We start from the raw sequence: 18,013 nt of genomic DNA on the forward strand, positions 1-18,013 counted from the left end.
CCTATGCCTGCATTTACAAAAGAAGAGTATCGCGCACGGACTGACCGGCTCCGCCAACAGATGGCTGAGCGTGGCATTGACACACTACTTGTCTTACATGAAGGCAATATGAACTACCTGACGGGCTACGAGGGCTTCTCAGACTACGTGCCACAACTCGCTCTTGTGTGCCAGGACGAGGAGGACCCTTGGCTTATATTGCGTGAGATGGACGTTATGTCCGCAGATGCCAGCTCGTACCTGCCGCAATCGCGTATCCTCAGCTATCCGGAGAAATATGTCGCTTCGACCCAGCTCACGGCATGGGAGCCTATTGCTGACTTAGTGCGCGAGAACAGCAAGTCGAGCCGTATTGGCGTCGAATTGTCAGGTAAGATGCTTGGGATAAGGGGCCATGCCGCTTTGAGCAAGGGCTTAGGTATGTCGGAATTCATTGATGCCGATGGGATGGTTTTCGCGCTGAAGGCGATAAAATCACCTGCTGAGCTGACCTACATGGAGCAGGCGGGAAAGATTGTGGATAGGGCTATGGAGATCGGCAGGCTCGCGATTGCTGTTGGCGCCCGAGAATGCGACGTAGGCGCTGCCGTCACCCATGCTCTACACTCGGGCTTGCCGGAATTTGCGGGTTGGACTTCCCGCATGCCCGTCTCCATGCCCGTGGGCTCACCCGCCAACGCGGTGCATCTTACGTGGTCGGACGAGCGGTACAAGATGGGCTGCCAGACCAATTTCGAGATCGCCGCTTTCCGTCGCCGATACGCCTGCGCACTTGCGCGAACGGTATTTTTGGGAGAACCATCCGCCAGGTCGCGGCATGTGCATCGGGCTTGCGTTGACGGTTTTGTCGCTGCCTTCGACGCCATACGGGCTGGAGTGACGAGCAACGATGTGGAGCGGGCCTTCCGGCGCGAATTCGAACCTCGGGGTGTGCGGAAAGAATCCAGGATCGGGTATTCCATCGGCGTCGACTGGGCGGACGGCGGTCCGAGCATCCAGGCGGGGGATGAGACGGTGTTACAGGCCAACATGACCTTTCATCTCATTATCGGAGTGTTTGAAAAGACGGACGGTTACATCTTCAGTGAGACCATCCGTGTGACCGATAACGGCGCGAAATCTTTCAGCAATATGTCGCGCGAGCTATTGGTAAATCATTGACCTTTTGCGAAGCCGACGTAGCGCGATGCGCTGCGCCGGCATGTAGCACGGCCCTCCCACCAAGCGTGCGGCCCTAGGTCGACGAGAGCATCGCGGTCCAGGGAGCCCGGAGTATCCCGAGCAATCAATGGGCGTCCGACTTGGAGGCACAGTGGGCGCAAATGAACTTCGATGGTATCGCGGTCGAGGTACTAAGCCAAGAATGGGCGCGCTCATGGCACGTCGCAGCGTTCAGACACTCGTGGGAAAGTTCGTGAAGGCGCGGGGCAACTTTCGTGCGGTCTACGTCCCGCGATCCGTGGGCACCTCCCTTCATGAGATCACTGGCAATCGCGGCGAAACGCTGCGGCCAGATCGTTTCATCTTTGCCTGTGCTCCTTGGCTGCCGCAGTTATTTCGATGCCGCGACGACGTTGCCGTCACAATGTCTCTTCGTCGCGCGGTCGCTTGGTGCTGCGAGGTTGCAGGGGCACCAATCTCCCCGCTTGTGTCGACGGTGGCAGCTGATGTCGTCACCATGATTTCCGCATTGGATCCCACGGCTTCAAGATTGCTTTCAATGTGCGGGCAGGGATGTTCGCGCTTACCTCGCATAGCGTTCCCCTGTCCTCGTGCGGCCGCTCACCGCATCCGGGGTTGCCAATTTCCAAGCCACAATGGCGGTCTGCTGCTCGACGACATCCAGCTGCGGCAAATAACTGGATGGCGAGAGGTGGCAGTGGCCACCGCTCAAGCCTTGGCCGTTCTTCGGGCGCCTATGGGTCGGTCACGGTCGGGCCGAGTGATCCGTCGTTTTTTCCGATTTGGGAGAGCCGCAGCGAAGGCGTCGATTAGCGGCAACCGCACATCGGATCGACGAAGCTCCAAAACTGCCCTTGCAGAAGAGAAGAAGGAGTTGCGCGGCCGCCGGCGACTAAAGAGCATCGGACGCTCGGATTGAATCAAGAGGGATTAAACGAAGCCGCTGACGCGGCATTTTGGCGGGTCGGTTTGCGGGTGAAGCTTCTGTTTTGAAAGATTGCGGCTGTTGAAGTGCAATCTTGAACCAATAAGATGGCCGAGTTGAACCCGCTTCGCCGGCGCATGATCGAGGATATGACGATCCGTAATCTGTCGCCGGCCACGGAGCGATCCTACGTGCCTGCCGTGGCGAAGTTTTCGCACTAATCTGGCCGTTGGTACATCTGGTGTCGACCGGAACCTCGTGGCCAGCGCTGAACCAGACGGTGTGCGCGCTGCGGTTCTTCTACGGCGTGACGCTGGGCCATGCCGAGAGCGGACCGTCTATGCTCGCTCGCCACGCACGCTGCCGGGGTTTTGAGCGCCGACGAGGTCGTCGCCCTTCCTGGAGGCGGTGCCGAGCCTGAAGACCCGTACGGCCCCTACGACGGCCTACGCAGCAACTTCGCGCCTCGGAGACTGTCGGGCTAAAGATCGGCGACATTGACAGCGGGCGGGGGTGATCCGTGTCGAGCATGGCAAGGGCGGCAAGGACGCACCGTGATGTTGTCGGCGTAGCTGCTGCGTATCCTGCGGGTCTACTGGCGTCTGGCGAAGCCGCAGGGCTGGCTGTTTCCCGGCCGAGGCGCCAATCGGCCCCTCGACGTGCAGGTGTGATTCGGCCTGCCGCTCCGCGCGAGGGGACTGTCAGGAATTCCGTGTGCGGCGGGCGGTTGAACATTACGCCGCCATGGCCCGGATGAAGCGCTCGCCGAAGATGACGGCGAACTGGGCCTTGGCCGTGGTCCACTCACGTGGGGGCATTTTCCACATTTATCGGTTCAATATCAGGTAGAGCAACTTGGTTGCCGCATCGTCGCCGGGGAAGTGGCCCCTGGGCCTGCCCGCCTGAGCTTCGAGTTCAACGCTCTATTGAGTTCCTGATGGGTATGAAGATTCTCGGTGCCGATGTCCGGCTGCGGTTTCCAGGATCGCGGCGCCCGCCGGGCTATGACAATGACGTATTGCTTGAGCGGCTTCTGTTTCGCCGGGTTGGGCGTCCGCCGCAGGATCTGGACGAGCCCGATTGGGCGATGATCTCACGCGAGCTGAAGCGCAAGGCGTGACGCTGACGTTGTTGTGGCAGGAATACCGCGCGGCGACACCCCGATGGTTATGGCTACACTTGGTTTTGTGACCGGTTCGGCGCTTTCCAGCGCCGGGCGAGCGCAACGTTCCGCAACCGCCACGAGGCGGGCGCGGTGATGCAGACCGACTATGCGGGCCACACCGTGCCCATCGTCGATCCCGATACTGGCGTCATCTATCAGGCTCAGATCTTCGTTGCAGTGCTAGGCGCCTCGTCCTTCACCTTCGCCCATGCCAGCTTCAGCCAGAAGCTGCCGGACTGGATCGAGGGCCAGTGCCGGGCACTCACCTTCTTCGGCGGGGTAACGAAGGCGATCGTCTGCGACAATTTGAAGGCGGCGTCGCCAATTGTGGTTCGAGCCGACGCTCAACCAGACCTTCGCCGCCATGGCCGAACATTACGACACGACGATCCTGCCGACCCGAAGCCGCAAGCCGCGCGACAAGGGCAAGGTCGAGGGCGCGGTGCTGATCGTCGAGCGCTGGCTCCTGGCCCGGCTGCGCAACCGGCGCTTCTTCAGTCTCGGCGATCTCAATGTCGCAATCGCGGTGTTGCTGGAGGATCTGAACAACCGCCCCATGCGCCATGTCGGCAAAAGCCGCCGCGAACTGTTCGAGGAGATCGAGCGGTCGGCTCTGGCGCCGCTCCCGGCGCCGTTCGAATATGCGGAGTGGAAATCGGCGAAGGTGCATCCCGACTACCATGTCGAGATCGACAGGACCTTCTACTCGGTGCCGCACGCGTTGATCGGGCGGCGCGTGGATGTGCGGCTCACCCACCGGGTGGTCGAGCCCTTCCATGATCACAAGCGCGTCGCCAGCCATGTCCGCCGCTCGCAGCGCTGCGGCCATGTCACCGTCAACGAGCACATGCCCNTGATCACAAGCGCGTCGCCAGCCATGTCCGCCGCTCGCAGCGCTGCGGCCATGTCACCGTCAACGAGCACATGCCAAGGCGCACCAGAGCTATGCCAACACGGACGGTCGCGCATCATGTGCTCGACCAGGATGGCGGTGTTGGCGCCGATCTCGGCTGCCTGCCGGATCAGGTTCGCCGGCGTCGGCATCCTCTCGCTGGCCCGTCGCTACGAGCGGGATCGGCTCGAGGCAGCCTTCACGCGGTATTGCCGACGCCATTCTCCACAGGATCATCCACAACGCCATCGCGTCACCCTCGAAGGCGCGGCGTCCGGGCGTAAGCGATCGGCTCAGGCAGATCAGATCGACCCAGCGTCACGCCGTAGAAGAACCGCAGCGCGCACACCGTCTGGTTCAACGCGCCCCACGAGACCCTTCGGCCCACCAAGTGGGCCTGATAGGCGCGCACCTCTTCGTATCCCAGATGATCGGGTGATCGTCCAAAAAATCGACCGAACTTCGCCAGTGATGCACGTAGGATCTCTGCGTCTCCGGTGACAAATTGCGGATCGTCAGATCTTCAATCATCCGCTGACGCAGAGGGCTTATCTGGGCCATCTGGGGTTCTCCTGTCTGGAAGGTTGGCTCGACACCAAATCTTCTCAGTCAGGGCTTCCTCAGGCCAGACCCGCGCATCAGCTACCGCGGCAGCGGTTTAGTTCGATCACGAACGCTGCCTCACGGAAATCCCAATTGATTCAATCTGAACGTCCGCTTCGCACAGGCCTGACGGGTCCTGTCGTCGCGCGATGAGATCATCTCAGGCTGCTACGGGAAGGACCGGATTCCGATAATTGTCTTGCTTCGTCAGCATCGCCCAGATTGTCCAGGCCGTCTTGTTAGCCAGCGATCGCCAGCGGCATGCGTGGCTTGCGCGCAAGCATCCGGCCAGCCAGAAACTCTGCGCCGGAGGCGCTCACGCTGCTTTCTCCTCCAACCGCTTCGCAGCTATTTCCAGCACGTGCCAGAGCGAAGCGGCGAACGAACGCGCGCCGAGCACGGAGAAATGGGTTTCACTGCGGCGGATAACGAAACAGGTCATATGCTCAAGGACTGTACGTGTCGCGCGACCCGGACCAAAGTCGGCAAGATCGATATTGATTAGCTTCGCCAGCAATGCCTCGATAGGCTCCGTGCCGGCCACGGACATAATCTCGACAGCCACCCACCCACCAGTCTGCTCGGTCACCGCGCAACCGGTGGCCTGCTCTTTCAAATTCGCAGCAAAGTCCTCTTCATAGCGGCCTTGGGCCTCAATCATCCACTGATCCGGTCCGGTCCAGAAAACAGCCACCTCGTTATCTGCTACCCAGCATCCCGGCCCCGGCAAATTCAAACCGAACGGCTGGGGCTCAACGGTTTCCCTCCGTAGCGCTAGAGAGGCAAGCGCCAGATTCTCGTTCTCACGAATCTCCAAGGTTGCAAACGATGCGGAACGAGGCTTTTCGGCGCCGAGCGCCATGAGCGGTTCCAGGTTAGCCACGCAGACGTACTCCTTCAGCATCAACGAAATGCGCCGATACGACACGCAGGCGTGCACTTTCTCCTTCGACCGGGTTCGAAGCCACGACCACCTCGCCCAGCCGTTCATACCCGTTCTTGAGGAAAGCGAGCCCGATCATAGACCCGACATGGGGCGAATAGCAGGCCGATGTGATCCAGCCCTGATCGCTATCGAGGTCAAATGCTGCCCCCTGGGCGAAGAGATGTGACCCAACAACGATCTTGCCCCCAATATCGACAGGCTGGAGGCCCACCAGCCGGCGCGCATCCGCCACCAGCCCCTCCCGCCGAGACATGATCGCGCCAATTGAGTCTTTCTTCTGCGACATCATTTTGCCGAGCCCGAGCATTTCGGCGGTGGCTTGGCCGTTAAGCTGGGCTCCGCCGACGTGGCCCTTTTCCATTCCTAGGACAGATAGCGCTTCGACTCCGAAAGGCGTCACTCCCAGATCAGCACCCATCTCCATCAGTCGTTTCATCAGGGCATGTCCGTAGCGGCTGGGAACCGCGATCTCGTAGCCAAGTTCTCCCACGAAGGAGACGCGGAAGAGCCGGGCCCGCAGACCGCCGCAAACCGTTAGCTCCGCGCAGGCCATAAAAGGAAACGCCTCGTTCGACATGTCGAACCCGTCGACGATGCGGGCGAGCAGCGCACGCGAACTCGGCCCCGCAACAGCAATCTGCGCCCAGGCCTCGGTCGTGGAGATGAGGTGTACGTCGAAGTCGGGCCAGAGGCATTGCCGGGCGAAATCCATATTGCGGTAGACTAGCCCTGCATTGGCCGTCGTTGTGGTAACCACATAGTGGTCCTCGGCCAGCCGCGCGCACGTACCATCGTCGTAGGCAAAGCCGTCCTCGCGCAGCATCAGCCCATAGCGAACGCGGCCGACTTTCAGCGTGGACATCATGTTGCTGTATAGGTGGTCAAGAAACTTCCCCGCGTCGGTGCCCTGCACGTCGATTTTTCCGAGCGTCGAGACGTCACAGAGGCCCGCTGCGCTACGCACGGCTCGGACTTCGCGATCTACGCTCATGCGCCAGTGCGTTTCCCCCTTACGGCGAAAATAATCGGCTCGCCGCCATGCACTGGACTCATCAAATACCGCACCATGGGCTTCGGCCCAGTGGTGGGTCGGCGTCAAACGGGGCGGGCGGAAGTGCGGCCCTGTATCGCCACCCCCCAGGACCGCCAGCGCCACGGGAGTATAGGGCGGGCGAAAGACCGTAGTTCCGGTTTCCGGGATTGTTTTCCCAGTGAGCTCCGCCATCACGGCGAGCCCGATCACATTGGCGGTCTTGCCCTGATCTGTCGCCATGCCCAACGTCGTGTAGCGTTTCAGATGCTCTACCGAACGCATGTTCTCAACATTCGCGAGCTTGATGTCCTTTACCGTAACGTCGTTCTGGAAATCGACCCATGAGCGTTTCCTGCCCGGCACGTGAAACACGGGCGTAATGGTATATGCGTCCTCCTCCGGGCACGGCAAGCTAGGCGATCTTGCTGCTATCCCGATGTCCTCCAATGCATATTTCGCAGTTTCCGCACCCGAACGCAGCGCAGCCGCGGTCGAAAAGCGCCCCGCAGCAGCGCCCGCCACAAGCAAGCCAGAAGGCCCGTTCTCGCCATGCAGGAACGCCAGCAGTTGCTCATTCCAGGTCGGCTTACCCCGATGGTGTGAAGCCAGATGCACGTTCGGGTTCCAGCCGCCAGCGACCCCAAGGGCGCCGCAATCGATCCATTCGGACCTGCCGTTTGCCTGAACCTCGATCGACGTCAAGCCAAGTCGGCCGCGTGATCCAGTCACCACGCCCCCCGCAATCAAACGGTAGTCACCACTTGCCTTCGCCTCGGAGCGCACGTCAATTACCGCGGCGATCTGGACACCCTTGGCCGCGAGATCGCGGGCGGTACGGTGACCGTCCTCGTTGTTCGTGAAAACAGCGACCTTTTCGGAGGGGCACGCTGCCCAGCGATTTGCGTATGAACGCATTGCGCCAGCCAACATGATGCCAGGACGATCATTGTCCGCGAAGGCGATGGGTCGCTCTATCGCGCCTGCAGCCAGTACAGCGCGTTTCGCCGTAATGCGCCAAAGTGTCTGGCGGACTCGGCCACCAGGTTCCGCGAGATGATCCGAAACCCTTTCCACCGCGCCGTAGATTCCGTGGTCATAGACGCCGAAGACCGTGGTCCGGGTCATCACCCGAAGACGCCGCAGGCACTTGAATTCTGACTCCAGCGCTGAGATCCAGTCGGCGCTTGGGACCTCGCCCAGTGTTTCCGTCTCGCACAAGAGCCGTCCGCCCAGACGGAAATCTTCCTCCACCAGGATTACACGGGCACCCGAGCGCGCCGCCGTCAGCGCCGCCGCAAGTCCCGCCGGCCCCCCACCGATTACCAGCAAATCACAATGCAGGAAGCCCCTGTCATAGGCATCGGGATCGGCCTGCATTGAGATGCTCCCGAGTCCCGCGGCCCTGCGGATGGCGGGCTCATAGACTTTTTCCCAGAAGCTTTTCGGCCACATAAAGGTCTTGTAGTAGAACCCGGCTGTGAAAAGCGGCGACAACAGGTCATTGATAGCCATTGCGTCGAACTCAAGCGAGGGCCAGCGATTCTGGCTTCGGGCGTCCAGTCCCTCGAACAGCTCGACCGTTGTCGCGCGCGTGTTCGGCTCCTGCCGCGCGCCGCTGCGCAGCTCGACCAACGCATTTGGCTCTTCCGAACCGGCGGACAGCACCCCGCGGGGACGATGATATTTGAAGCTGCGCCCCACCAGGCGAACGCCGTTGGCCAGTAGCGCCGAGGCGAGTGTGTCGCCGGGATGGCCCTGGTAGCGTTTATTGTCAAACTTGAAGTTCAGCGTTTGTGAACGGTCGATAAGTCCGCCCGAGAGCCGCGTCATCTTCCGCTCCTCTTCCGCGCAAGAGCAACGTTGCGCGCCAACTCCGCGCCGAGAACCTCGTGGGTTATCGTATTGCGCGTGACCACCAGCCAGGAGCGGTCGCCGTGCTCGTGGAACCACAATTCGCGGTGCGCGCCCGCCGGATTGTCGCGCAAGAATACATAGTCGCAAAAGGCAGTCGCGGCGTCGGGAGTAGATGGGTCTGGACGGTCGATAAGCCGGGCGTCTCCGAGATAGGTAAATTCTCTTGCGTCGCGCAAACCCAGAACTGGATGGGGAATGAGCATTCGTTGACCTCACTGCAGATTTGGCTGCGCACCAGCGCCGCTTTCGTCGATAGCGTATCCTCTTGCGAATCGATCGAATCGGTAAGCGCGCGCGGTCTCATGAGGAGTGTCGGTCGCAAGAAGATGGGCGAAGGCGTGGCCGCTGGCTGGCGTCGCCTTGAAGCCCCCAACGCACCAGCCCCCGTTGAAATAAAGGCCTTCGATGCTCGTGCGGTCGATGATCGGTGAGCCGTCCATCGACATGTCCATAATGCCGCCCCATTGCCGCAGGAGTCGCACCCGCCCTATCATCGGCATCACGGCCATGGCGCCTTCGCAGACATCCTCCACCATCGGCAAGTTCCCCCGCTGCGCATAGGAGTTGTAGCCGTCGATTTCGCCACAAAAGACAAGGCCTCCTTTATCGGATTGACTTATATAGAAGTGTCCCGCGCCGAACATGATTATACCGGGGAGAACGGGCTTCAGACCTTCCGTGACAAATGCCTGCAGAACATGGCTCTCGATCGGAAGTCGCATGCCCGCCATCGCCATGACGCGGCCCGAGGAACCCGCCACAGCCACGCCGACTTTGTTGGTACCGATGTAGCCGCGCGAAGTCTCCACACCATGGATCTTGCCATCGACGATCCGGAAACCTGTCACCTCGCAATTCTGTATTAGGTCCACACCGTGCAGATCGGCGCCACGAGCGTATCCCCATGCGACAGCGTCATGTCGTGCCGTCCCCGCGCGTGGCTGCATAAAGCCGCCATGGATCGGAAAGCGCACGTTGTCGTAGTTTAAGAAAGGAACCATCGCCCTCAGATCCTCCCGGCTCAACAGGCGGGCGTCCGCACCGGCCAGCATCATCGAATTGGCCCGGCGCCGATATGCATCTCGCTCCCAATCTGAGTGAATGAGGTAGATGATGCCGCGCTGGGAAACCATCGAGTTGAAATTCAGTTCCTGCTCCAGCCCCTCCCAGAGCTTCATTGAAAACTCGTAGAAAGGCCCGTTGCCGGGAAGCAGATAGTTCGAACGGATGATTGTCGTGTTCCGGCCAACATTCCCGGATCCCAGCCAACCCTTCTCCAGAACGGCGATACGGGATTGCCTGAAGGTCTTGGCTAAGTAATAAGCCGTCGCGAGGCCATGCCCGCCGCCGCCAACAATGACGTAGTCATAGAATGGCTGCGGATCGGGATTGCGCCACAGAGGCTTCCATCCGGAATGACCTTTGAGCGCTTCAGAAAGAACCCGGAAGCCCGAAAATTTCATACACGGAACCCTCGATAACGCATCAAAATCACAATTCCCTCATTCAAGCGAGCAGCTTGTAGATGTCTGAATGCGGTGTAACATTGCGAAAACATAGCGGGAGACACAAAAAATCTAAGGATCTGGCCGAAAAGCGTCAAAAAATGGCGTCGAATGAAGGATTACGACTCGCGAAGTGCGATCTGATCTGCCCCCGATGAACTGCGGTATTCGGGCACTAGTTTAGCTAGCCCGCTTGATGCACGGGCCGCCATGCACGGCGTCAAAGGTGTCGTCAATGTCGAGCACGATCCGCTTCGGCACCTGGCGGAAGGAAGCGCAATAAAGGTCGACCATCACACGGCCCGTAACGACCAGTTCCCGCAACCCGGGCAGGTTCTCCAGCCGGCACATCGTCGACTGGGAGGCCAGGTCCCGACCCGAAGACAGCGCATCCTGGGCCATCTTGAAGATGGGATCGGAGCGCAGCCGGTTGGCATCGTTGCCATCCTCATAACCGGCGGCAATCATCTTTACGCGGTCCGGGCAGCGCGGATCATCGATGCAGCGCGCCAGACGGTCAGTCACCCGCAGCCGCTTTTCCACCTCGGCACCAGAACCCCACTGTTGGACGACAGCATGCCGCTGTCGAAACGCGCGACGACGGACTTGCCGTGAACAGATGACAAACCGGTCAGCGGCAGCGTAGGATCATTCATGGCGGGTGTGGTCTCCGGGAAATGGCGCGGATCGGGTAAGCAACCAAATCCTATGTTATTTCAACGGCCTGCAGCACATCCGCCAACCCCGATGAATTTTTCAGCTACAACTCCTCGACTGAGTATATGCTGACTCCATTCATTAGGCGTCGGGGTAGCCGTCGTAGGGCCATTGGGTTCGGCATCATCTACAGAATTTGCCATAGCGTTTGGAATAGGTTGGGCAAAACTCGCGCTCAGGTGAAAAGAAACGGTCGCGTATCCGCGATAATTGGAACAACAGCCACCTGTGAATAGGGTAACGTTTCATTGAGCGATCGATTTTGCAACGAGCCTTTTCGAACCGCTATGCCACATCGTGGTTTCGCCTCTAGGGTTTGGTATGATAGATGATCTAGACCGGCGGATACTCGGGGCTCTTCAAAAGAACAATAGGCTGTCGTTCTCCGAGCTTGCGGACCTCGTGGGTTCGTCTGCTGCTTCATGCATGCGCCGTGTCAATAAGCTACGCGCAGACGGGATTATCACCGCTGATATCTCCTTGGTCGACGCCAAGGCGCTCGGGAAGTCGCTGACCGTGATCGTAACAGTGGAACTCGATCGCGAGCGTTTAGACCTCGTTGACAACTTCAAGCGAGCAATGAGGGCGGCAACAGAAGTCACTCAATGCTATATGGTCACGGGCGATGCCGACTTCGTTCTTATTGTTGCGGTGGATGACGTCGAGGCCTTCGACGTTTTTGTAAAGACGAAACTCTACACAAATCCCAATGTCCGAAAGTTCAAGAGCATGATTGCGCTGGACCGCGTGAAGTTTGAGCCACGGGTGCTGGTGTAGCCCGTTTAAGGGTGAACGTTTTCGCCACTCCCATCCCGTTTTTGAAGCGTGCATTGCGGCAAGACTGCCACTTTGATCGCGATCGGCGCATCGAAGTCTGCGATTTAGTTGGGGTGACCGGCTGCCCGCCATGAAAGGGCCTATTGACCCGCTCTGGCGGTGATCGATCGCGCTGACGACATCTGGCACGCGCTCGGCGTGCTAGCGGCCCGAGGTGTGCCAACATTCGACCTGCTGAGACGGAGCCGCTGGACGGTTCCGCGGCGGCAGCTTGGATTGCAAGATTTGGAGACTCAGGAATGACCCTTGCTACATCCGAACCTGCAACGGCTCTCCCAGCCATAGAGCAGCGGCACCGCGATCAACGGCAGTATCCTCATGGCGTAGCCTTCATGGACGATCAGTACCTGCCGATGTCCGAAGCCAAGGTGTCCGTTCTGGACTGGGGATTTCTGCATTCAGATGCCACCTACGATACCGTTCATGTATGGGACGGAAAATTCTTCAGGCTGAACCTGCACCTAGACCGGTTCTTCCGCGGGATGGAAAAGCTCCGCATGAAGCTCGCCTACAACCGCAGTGAGATCGAGAAGATACTGTCGACGTGCGTGGCGCTATCCGGGCACAAGTCGGCCTATGTCGAAATGATCTGCACGCGAGGTGGGTCGCCCACTTTTAGCCGTGACCCGCGCCAGTCCGAGAATAGGTTCATCGCGTTCGCGGTGCCTTTCGGTTCGGTTGCCAACAAGGAGCAACTTGAGCGCGGCCTACATGTCGCCATCAGCAACACCGTCCGGATCCCGCCCAAATCCATCGATCCGACCATCAAGAACTATCATTGGCTCGATCTGGTGAAGGGACTGTTCGATGCGTACGACGGCGGTGCCGAAACTGCTCTGCTCGTCGACTTCAACGACAACGTTGCCGAAGGGCCTGGCTTCAACATTTTCACCGTGAAGGACGGCCACTTGAAGACCCCGGCCTATGGCGTCCTCGCTGGCATTACCCGGCAGACCGTATTTGATCTATGCGGCGAACTGGGCCTATCCGTCAGCGCTGGCGACATTGATCGCAACGAGCTGAAGGGCGCCGATGAGGTTTTCATCACGTCTACAGCGGGCGGGATCATGCCGGTGTCCAAGATTGACGAGACCGTTGTTGGCGACGGTAAGGTTGGCGCTCTGACTCGCCAGCTGACAGACCTGTATTGGGAGAAGCATGCCGATCCGGCATGGTCGACGGCGGTAGATTACAGATAGTACCGCGACACATTGTCGAGCGCTCCTCCCCAGCGGGAGTCTGTGATGCCGTGGGTTTCCCGATGACCGACGCTTTCATTTCTCATCTCTCGAACGAAGTCGCCGGCTGAAGTCCGCCGGCCTTTACAAATCCGAGCGGTTGATCACCTCGACGCAGTCGGCCGAGATCGAGGTCGGCGGCGAGAAGGTGCTGAATTTCTGCGCCAATAGCTATCTCGGCCTCGCCGACATCGCCGAATTGCGCGAGCTGCCAAGCAGGCCCTCGACCGCTATGGCTATGGCATGGCTTTGGTGCGTTTCATCTGCGGCACCCAGGAAGAGCACAAGCAGCTTGAGGCCGCGATTTCATCATTCCTCGGCATGGACGACACCATCCTCTACGGTTCCTGTTTCGACGCCAATGGCGGCTGTTCGAAACGCTGCTCGGCGAGGACGATGCGATCATCTCGGATGCGCTGAACCATGCCTCGATCATCGTCGGTGTCAGGCTGTCGAAGGCAAAACGCTTCCGCTACGCCAACAGTGACATGGCCGATCTCGAGGCGCGGCTCAAGGAGGCGAAGGATTGCCGCTTCCGGCTGATCGCGACCGACGGCGTGTTTTCCATGGACGGTATCATCGCCAACCTGAAGGGCGTTTGCGACCTCGCCGACATTACGAGGTCATGGTCGGCGACAGCCTGCGGTCGGCTTCGTCGGCGCCAATGGCCGCGGTTCGGCCGAACATTGCGGTGTCGAGGGCAGGGGTGGACATCATCAGCGGCACGCTCGGCAAGGCGCTGGGCGGCGCTTCGTGCGGCTACACCTCCGGCAAAAGGCAGGTGGTAGACTGGCTTCGCCAGCGCTCCCGCCCTTACCTGTTCTCCAACACGCTGATGCCAGCGATCGCCGGGGCCTCGATCAAGGTGTACGAGATGATCCGCCATGGCGATGCGATGCGCCAGCGCCTGTATGCCGATGCGGAGCGCTTCCGCACCGAGATGCGCAAGCTCGGCTTCACGCTCGCCGGCGCCGACCATCCGATCATTCCGGTGATGCTCGGCGATGCAGCGCTTGCGCAGGAGAGCGGCGCGCATGCTGAAGCGCGGCATCTATGTCATCGGCTTCTCGTTTCCAGTGGTGCCGAAGGGGCAGGCGCGCATCCGTACCCAGATGTCGGCTGCCCATTCCAGCGTGGACATTGACGTGCGGTTGGCCCCGTTTGCGGAGGTAGCACATGAACTTTCCATCCTATGACTGCGGTCTTTAGTTTCCTGGCATGGCGGCCCTCCGTCCTGCTCGCGGTCGGTGCGACACGTGTAGACGGGATAGTCACCGGCAGGGCCGCTATAGCGCAGGATCATCCGGCGACCGCACTGTCCACAAACGGCGATGCCTTGCAACAGGGCCGCTCCATTGCGCGGCACACCAGAATGGCCGGCCTCATAGCGGTTAATGTTGTTTGCCAATCGTCTCTGGTTCTCCATGAACTCCTCCCAGTCAATGTACCCGGGATCGACGGACTGTGGGCAACCCTCCCAGTCCGCGATGGGGAGCTTAACCGTCTTCGGGCGATAGACATCATGGCGAATTCGCCCGTGACCACCCGGCGTCGACCATAAACATACGCCTCCGCATAGCAGGATTTGGAGAATGCTGAACTGTCGGCCTCGCACCACCTGAAAGCCCGGCCGATCGAAGAACAGGAGCTTCATCCTGTCGCAACCATCACCCTATGGAGCATGAAGCAAAGCTTTGTTTCGCTGCCACGTCTCTTGTGGTAGAGTCCGCCGTTGGGATCGGCGGTTGAACCATGCGTCTCGTTGGACCCCGTTTCTTCCGGTGGAAATCCGTTTCCACAATGCGCCCGCCGCCGTCGGAAGGTCCCTCACCCGCCCTATCCTTCGGCTTGGCGCTCTTTTGGAAGCCCACGCTTGGATCAGGATGCCGTCTGCCGAGAAAGGATCACATTAAAGAAGGCGCTTCACGCGTGGATGGGTCAAAACCGCAACACCGTCAAGCAGCCGGTCCGGTTTCTCGAAACGTCAAATGGTTCCAGGAGATCGTCCACGCCGATTCGACCTCCAAAAGCATCGCCCTTGAGAGCTTCTCCCCCGCGATTGAGCGGTCGCTTTACTAGCGAATACAGCCCCGCGATATTCTCCGACAGTACCTACAGCGCCTCGTTCACGATCCCCGGACCGCGGGGACCGGATGGTTCCGCCGACCTGCGGCACAAGATGAAGGTAGCTCGATAGTTCGCAACTCCATGCTCCGCACGCCGCGGCTTACGCAGCGCAAGCTCGTCGTCTCCAGCGCGCCCTACTATCACGTCAGACCTAGGCGCTAGCTGCGACTGCTGTCGCACGAAAAAGTGTACAACCCACAGGGCGCAACCCGTTTGCCAGGAAATGCATAAAGCCGTTCAAGCTGCCCCTTTTGATGAAATAGCTGTTTCAGTGGCGAGGCATTATGACGCAACATTTCGCTTCTCTCATGTCACAGTCATATCGGTCAACAAACGGCGCGGTTAATTCACGCCACTGACTCAAGAAGGGGAACTGAAGCATGACAGTCTCTCGACGCGACCTCATTAAGGCAAGCGTGGCTGCCGGAGCCGCCTTTTCGATCCCGTCAGTCCTGCGGGCGCAGACAGCGGCCACCGCGGAGCAGACAGTGCGCATGGTGATGGGCTCTTTCCCCCGTTCCTACGATCCGGTCTTTACGACGGATGACGCGACCAATTCCCTTGGCCTCGCAGTTTACGACACGCTGTTTGCGCTCGATTCCAAGTTCATCGCGCAGCCACAAATGGTCCAGAAGTGGGGCATTTCAGATGACAAAAAGACCTATACATTTGAGCTCCGCGATGGTCTCGGCTGGCACGACGGCACCGCTGTCACTGCGGCGGACTGTGTCGCTTCGATCCGTCGCTGGGCCCAGGGCGGGCAAGCCGGCGGGCAGCTCATGATGGAGCGAACCAAAGATATTTCGAAGAAGGATGACAGAACTTTCACTATCGCTCTGAAGGAACCTTTGGGACTTCTGCCCGAAATCCTAGCTTCGTTGCGGCCTCTGTTCATCATGCGCGAAAAGGACGCGGATCGCCCCGCAACCGAGCAGGTGACAGCGAATATCGGATCGGGTCCATTTAAGTTCAATGAAGCTCTCTCCAAGCCTGGCGCAAACATCACGTACGATCGAAATGAATATTATGTCCCGCGCAGGGAGCCGCCCGATGGATTCGCCGGTGGGAAGCTCGTCAATGTTGATCGCGTCGTCTGGGAAAATATTGCCGATCAGCAAACCGCATACGCGGCCCTGCAGGCGGGTGAGATCGACTTTATTCAATTACCATCCACCGATCTTCTTCCGGTCATTGAAAGCGATTCCAACCTCGAACTCGAGATTCTGGACAAGGCAGGCCGGATCTTGCTCTTGCGCATGAACTGTCTTCAGAAACCGTTCGACAAATTGAAGGCCCGCCAAGCGATGCTTCACCTTGTCGATCAGGAGGCATTCTTGCAGGCCTCGATCGGAAACCAGAAATACGTCAGAACTATAAGCTCGCTGTTCGGAAACAATACCCCCTATTCCAACGACGAAAATACTGGTTGGTTCAAAAAGGGCGGTGATCCAGAAAGGGCGAAACAGCTCTTGGAGGTGTCTGGATATGCCGGAGAGAAGATTGTCCTTCTCAGTCCGACCGACTGGGCGGAGGGCAGCAATGCTACGCAGCTATTAGCTGCCGAGTTGCGTAAGATAGGGGCGAATGTCGAACTTGCATCAAGCGACTGGGCCGGCGTTTCCGAGCGCCGGGCAAAGAAGGGGCCTGTCGAGGACGGCGGCTGGAGTCTCTTCATCACGGATGATAGCAACTACACCTCGACGCAGCCGCATACAAATATCGGCCTAGCCGCAAATGGCGAGAAAGGCTGGTACGGATGGCCGACGAGCGACGAGTATGAGGCTCTGCGGGCCAAATGGGTGGTGGTCGAGACGCTCGAAGAGCGCCAGACGTTGGCACGGAAGATGCAAAGGGTCTACTGGGATTTTGTCGGAATGGTTTACCTGGGCGCGTATGTGCAACCAAGCGCCCGCCGAAAGTCACTCACTGGCCTTATCGGAATGCCTGCGTATCTCCCGCTGTGGAATATGAAAAAAGTCACTGGCTGATGGTTGCCTACATTCTTCGCAGATTGCTCTCGACCATCGCCGTCATGGCGATGGTTGGGATGTTCGTTTTCCTGCTTGTCAGGCTGGCACCCGGTGACCCGGCAGCTATGATCGCCGGCAAGTCGGCAAGCGCCGAGGTGATCGCAGGCATCCGCGAACACATGGGACTGAACGATCCGATGCCAGTTCAGTTCATACGTTGGGTGCACGACATGTTACGCGGGGACCTCGGTACCTCGATTTTTGCCGGACGACCGGTTCTCGAACTCATATCGCAGCGGCTTGAACCGACTATTTCGCTATCAATCCTGACGATGATGCTTTCTGTGACAACAGGGGTTTGCTTCGGCATCCTTGCCTCATGGCGAGCTGGCGGCTTGGTCGATCGGATCCTGGCGGCGTTCGCGACACTTGGTTTTTCTGTCCCGGTATTTGTCGTCGGATTCTTCCTAGTTTATTTTTGCGCGATCAATACACATTGGCTGCCAGTCCAAGGTTACAAGCCTGTCCAAAGCGGCGTTGGGCTATGGTTTCTGCACCTGATCCTCCCGACCGTGACGTTGAGCATTCCCTATATTGCTTTCATCGCGCGAATCACGCGGGCAAGTATGCTAGAGGTCATGTCGGAAGATTATATGCGGACGGCCGCAGCCAAGGGCACTTCAACATATTCCATGCTTTTCCACCATGCTCTGAAGAATGCAGCGGCCCCAATTCTCACCGTGATCGGCTTAAGCTTCGCCAGTTTGATTGGCGGGGTCGTCATCACCGAAACGGTCTTCAATATACCTGGTATCGGTCGTTTGGTGGTCGATGCGATCAACAGCCGCGATTACCCTATCATTCAAGGCGTCCTGATACTCGTTTCGGGGCTGTACGTTCTCATCAATCTCGCGGTTGATCTTGCGTACCCCCTTCTCGATCCTCGCATCCGGTACTGA

14 protein-coding genes and 7 pseudogenes are annotated in these 18,013 nt (G+C 59.1%); 10 read left to right on the plus strand and 11 right to left on the minus strand.

The features are described 5' to 3' along the window. The coding region (locus X727_RS135930; RefSeq protein ID WP_023835459.1) for a Xaa-Pro peptidase family protein at window positions 1–1,161 on the plus strand (1,161 nt) is incomplete at its 5' end. A gap of 1,053 nt (window positions 1,162–2,214) precedes the next feature. Continuing rightward, window positions 2,215–2,775, plus strand: a pseudogene (locus X727_RS1000000169350) (tyrosine-type recombinase/integrase); the annotation flags it as partial. A gap of 66 nt (window positions 2,776–2,841) precedes the next feature. Here X727_RS1000000169350 and X727_RS1000000167400 read toward each other — a convergent pair. After that, a pseudogene (locus X727_RS1000000167400) lies at window positions 2,842–3,029 on the minus strand (IS256 family transposase); the annotation flags it as partial. A gap of 15 nt (window positions 3,030–3,044) precedes the next feature. On the opposite strand from X727_RS1000000167400, the gene X727_RS1000000169355 reads away from it, so the two are divergent. Continuing rightward, the gene (locus tag X727_RS1000000169355; RefSeq protein ID WP_155923638.1) at window positions 3,045–3,227 is read left to right on the plus strand and encodes a hypothetical protein; all 183 of its coding nucleotides are present in this window, start codon (window positions 3,045–3,047) and stop codon (window positions 3,225–3,227) included. A 206-nt stretch (window positions 3,228–3,433) separates the two neighbouring features. On the opposite strand, the gene X727_RS1000000169360 is transcribed toward X727_RS1000000169355, so the two are convergent. The 8 genes and pseudogenes from X727_RS1000000169360 to X727_RS01000000165305 all read right to left on the minus strand — a co-directional run. Continuing rightward, on the minus strand, window positions 3,434–3,577 hold the full coding sequence (locus X727_RS1000000169360) for a hypothetical protein (RefSeq protein ID WP_023835463.1): 144 nt from the start codon (window positions 3,575–3,577) through the stop codon (window positions 3,434–3,436). Next, entirely contained in the window at window positions 3,535–4,101 is a 567-nt protein-coding gene (locus tag X727_RS1000000169365) for a hypothetical protein (protein WP_245274246.1), read from the minus strand. Before X727_RS1000000169365 ends, X727_RS1000000169360 begins: the two co-directional genes overlap by 43 nt. A gap of 328 nt (window positions 4,102–4,429) precedes the next feature. After that, window positions 4,430–4,725 (minus strand): annotated as a pseudogene (locus X727_RS1000000167410) (site-specific integrase); the annotation flags it as partial. 358 nt (window positions 4,726–5,083) lie between these two features. Beyond that, window positions 5,084–5,629 (minus strand): sarcosine oxidase subunit gamma family protein, encoded by a 546-nt coding sequence (locus tag X727_RS135925; protein ID WP_245274247.1) that lies wholly within the window; start codon window positions 5,627–5,629, stop codon window positions 5,084–5,086. Window positions 5,630–5,642: 13 nt separating this feature from the next. Beyond that, window positions 5,643–8,576, minus strand: coding sequence for a sarcosine oxidase subunit alpha family protein (locus X727_RS135920; RefSeq protein WP_023835466.1), 2,934 nt, complete (start codon window positions 8,574–8,576; stop codon window positions 5,643–5,645). Next, on the minus strand, window positions 8,573–8,863 hold the full coding sequence (locus X727_RS135915; protein WP_023835467.1) for a sarcosine oxidase subunit delta: 291 nt from the start codon (window positions 8,861–8,863) through the stop codon (window positions 8,573–8,575). The genes X727_RS135920 and X727_RS135915 overlap by 4 nt, the downstream gene beginning before the upstream one ends. A gap of 9 nt (window positions 8,864–8,872) precedes the next feature. Then, on the minus strand, window positions 8,873–10,123 hold the full coding sequence (locus tag X727_RS135910; RefSeq protein WP_023835468.1) for a sarcosine oxidase subunit beta family protein: 1,251 nt from the start codon (window positions 10,121–10,123) through the stop codon (window positions 8,873–8,875). 249 nt (window positions 10,124–10,372) lie between these two features. Then, a pseudogene (locus X727_RS01000000165305) lies at window positions 10,373–10,821 on the minus strand (transposase); the annotation flags it as partial. Window positions 10,822–11,203: 382 nt separating this feature from the next. Between X727_RS01000000165305 and X727_RS1000000169715 the strand changes: the two are divergent. From X727_RS1000000169715 to X727_RS1000000169380, 5 genes and pseudogenes are all read left to right on the plus strand, one after another. After that, window positions 11,204–11,338, plus strand: a pseudogene (locus tag X727_RS1000000169715) (AsnC family transcriptional regulator); the annotation flags it as partial. 24 nt (window positions 11,339–11,362) lie between these two features. Then, window positions 11,363–11,659, plus strand: coding sequence for an Lrp/AsnC family transcriptional regulator (locus tag X727_RS135905; protein ID WP_245274248.1), 297 nt, complete (start codon window positions 11,363–11,365; stop codon window positions 11,657–11,659). A gap of 299 nt (window positions 11,660–11,958) precedes the next feature. After that, window positions 11,959–12,918, plus strand: a complete 960-nt coding sequence (locus X727_RS135900; protein ID WP_031204855.1) for an aminotransferase class IV — start codon at window positions 11,959–11,961, stop codon at window positions 12,916–12,918. A 282-nt stretch (window positions 12,919–13,200) separates the two neighbouring features. Beyond that, a complete protein-coding gene (locus tag X727_RS1000000169375) occupies window positions 13,201–13,377 on the plus strand; it encodes a hypothetical protein (protein ID WP_023835473.1) in 177 nt (58 codons plus the stop codon). 14 nt (window positions 13,378–13,391) lie between these two features. Then, window positions 13,392–14,101, plus strand: a pseudogene (locus tag X727_RS1000000169380) (aminotransferase class I/II-fold pyridoxal phosphate-dependent enzyme). On the opposite strand, the gene X727_RS1000000169865 reads toward X727_RS1000000169380, so the two are convergent. Together X727_RS1000000169865 and X727_RS1000000169390 are read right to left on the minus strand one after the other, a co-directional pair. Continuing rightward, window positions 14,009–14,611, minus strand: coding sequence for a recombinase zinc beta ribbon domain-containing protein (locus tag X727_RS1000000169865; protein WP_081726266.1), 603 nt, complete (start codon window positions 14,609–14,611; stop codon window positions 14,009–14,011). The pseudogene X727_RS1000000169380 and the gene X727_RS1000000169865 sit on opposite strands and share 93 nt — an antisense overlap. Before the next feature lie 80 nt (window positions 14,612–14,691). Next, window positions 14,692–14,902: pseudogene (locus X727_RS1000000169390) on the minus strand (IS5/IS1182 family transposase); the annotation flags it as partial. A 562-nt stretch (window positions 14,903–15,464) separates the two neighbouring features. Between X727_RS1000000169390 and X727_RS135890 the strand changes: the two are divergent. Then, complete coding sequence (locus X727_RS135890) at window positions 15,465–17,072, plus strand: ABC transporter substrate-binding protein (protein ID WP_023835476.1); 1,608 nt, start codon at window positions 15,465–15,467, stop codon at window positions 17,070–17,072. Continuing rightward, window positions 17,072–18,013 carry an ABC transporter permease gene (locus X727_RS135885; protein ID WP_023835477.1) on the plus strand — a complete coding sequence of 314 codons (942 nt, stop codon included), beginning with the start codon at window positions 17,072–17,074 and terminating at the stop codon, window positions 18,011–18,013. Before X727_RS135890 ends, X727_RS135885 begins: the two co-directional genes overlap by 1 nt.

The organism is Mesorhizobium sp. L103C105A0 (assembly GCF_000502215.1).
In the GTDB taxonomy this organism is placed as follows: Bacteria; Pseudomonadota; Alphaproteobacteria; order Rhizobiales; family Rhizobiaceae; genus Mesorhizobium.

What these genes read in the sequence shown, in the direction of transcription:
- X727_RS1000000169355 (WP_155923638.1), top strand. Translation starts at nt 3,045, where the DNA reads ATGGGTATGAAGATTCTCGGTGCCGATGTCCGGCTGCGGTTTCCAGGA.
- X727_RS1000000169365 (WP_245274246.1), bottom strand. Translation starts at nt 4,101, where the DNA reads ATGGCCGCAGCGCTGCGAGCGGCGGACATGGCTGGCGACGCGCTTGTG.
- X727_RS135925 (WP_245274247.1), bottom strand. Translation starts at nt 5,629, where the DNA reads ATGGCGCTCGGCGCCGAAAAGCCTCGTTCCGCATCGTTTGCAACCTTG.
- X727_RS135920 (WP_023835466.1), bottom strand. Translation starts at nt 8,576, where the DNA reads ATGACGCGGCTCTCGGGCGGACTTATCGACCGTTCACAAACGCTGAAC.
- X727_RS135915 (WP_023835467.1), bottom strand. Translation starts at nt 8,863, where the DNA reads ATGCTCATTCCCCATCCAGTTCTGGGTTTGCGCGACGCAAGAGAATTT.
- X727_RS135910 (WP_023835468.1), bottom strand. Translation starts at nt 10,123, where the DNA reads ATGAAATTTTCGGGCTTCCGGGTTCTTTCTGAAGCGCTCAAAGGTCAT.
- X727_RS135900 (WP_031204855.1), top strand. Translation starts at nt 11,959, where the DNA reads ATGACCCTTGCTACATCCGAACCTGCAACGGCTCTCCCAGCCATAGAG.
- X727_RS1000000169375 (WP_023835473.1), top strand. Translation starts at nt 13,201, where the DNA reads ATGGCTTTGGTGCGTTTCATCTGCGGCACCCAGGAAGAGCACAAGCAG.
- X727_RS1000000169865 (WP_081726266.1), bottom strand. Translation starts at nt 14,611, where the DNA reads ATGAAGCTCCTGTTCTTCGATCGGCCGGGCTTTCAGGTGGTGCGAGGC.
- X727_RS135890 (WP_023835476.1), top strand. Translation starts at nt 15,465, where the DNA reads ATGACAGTCTCTCGACGCGACCTCATTAAGGCAAGCGTGGCTGCCGGA.
- X727_RS135885 (WP_023835477.1), top strand. Translation starts at nt 17,072, where the DNA reads ATGGTTGCCTACATTCTTCGCAGATTGCTCTCGACCATCGCCGTCATG.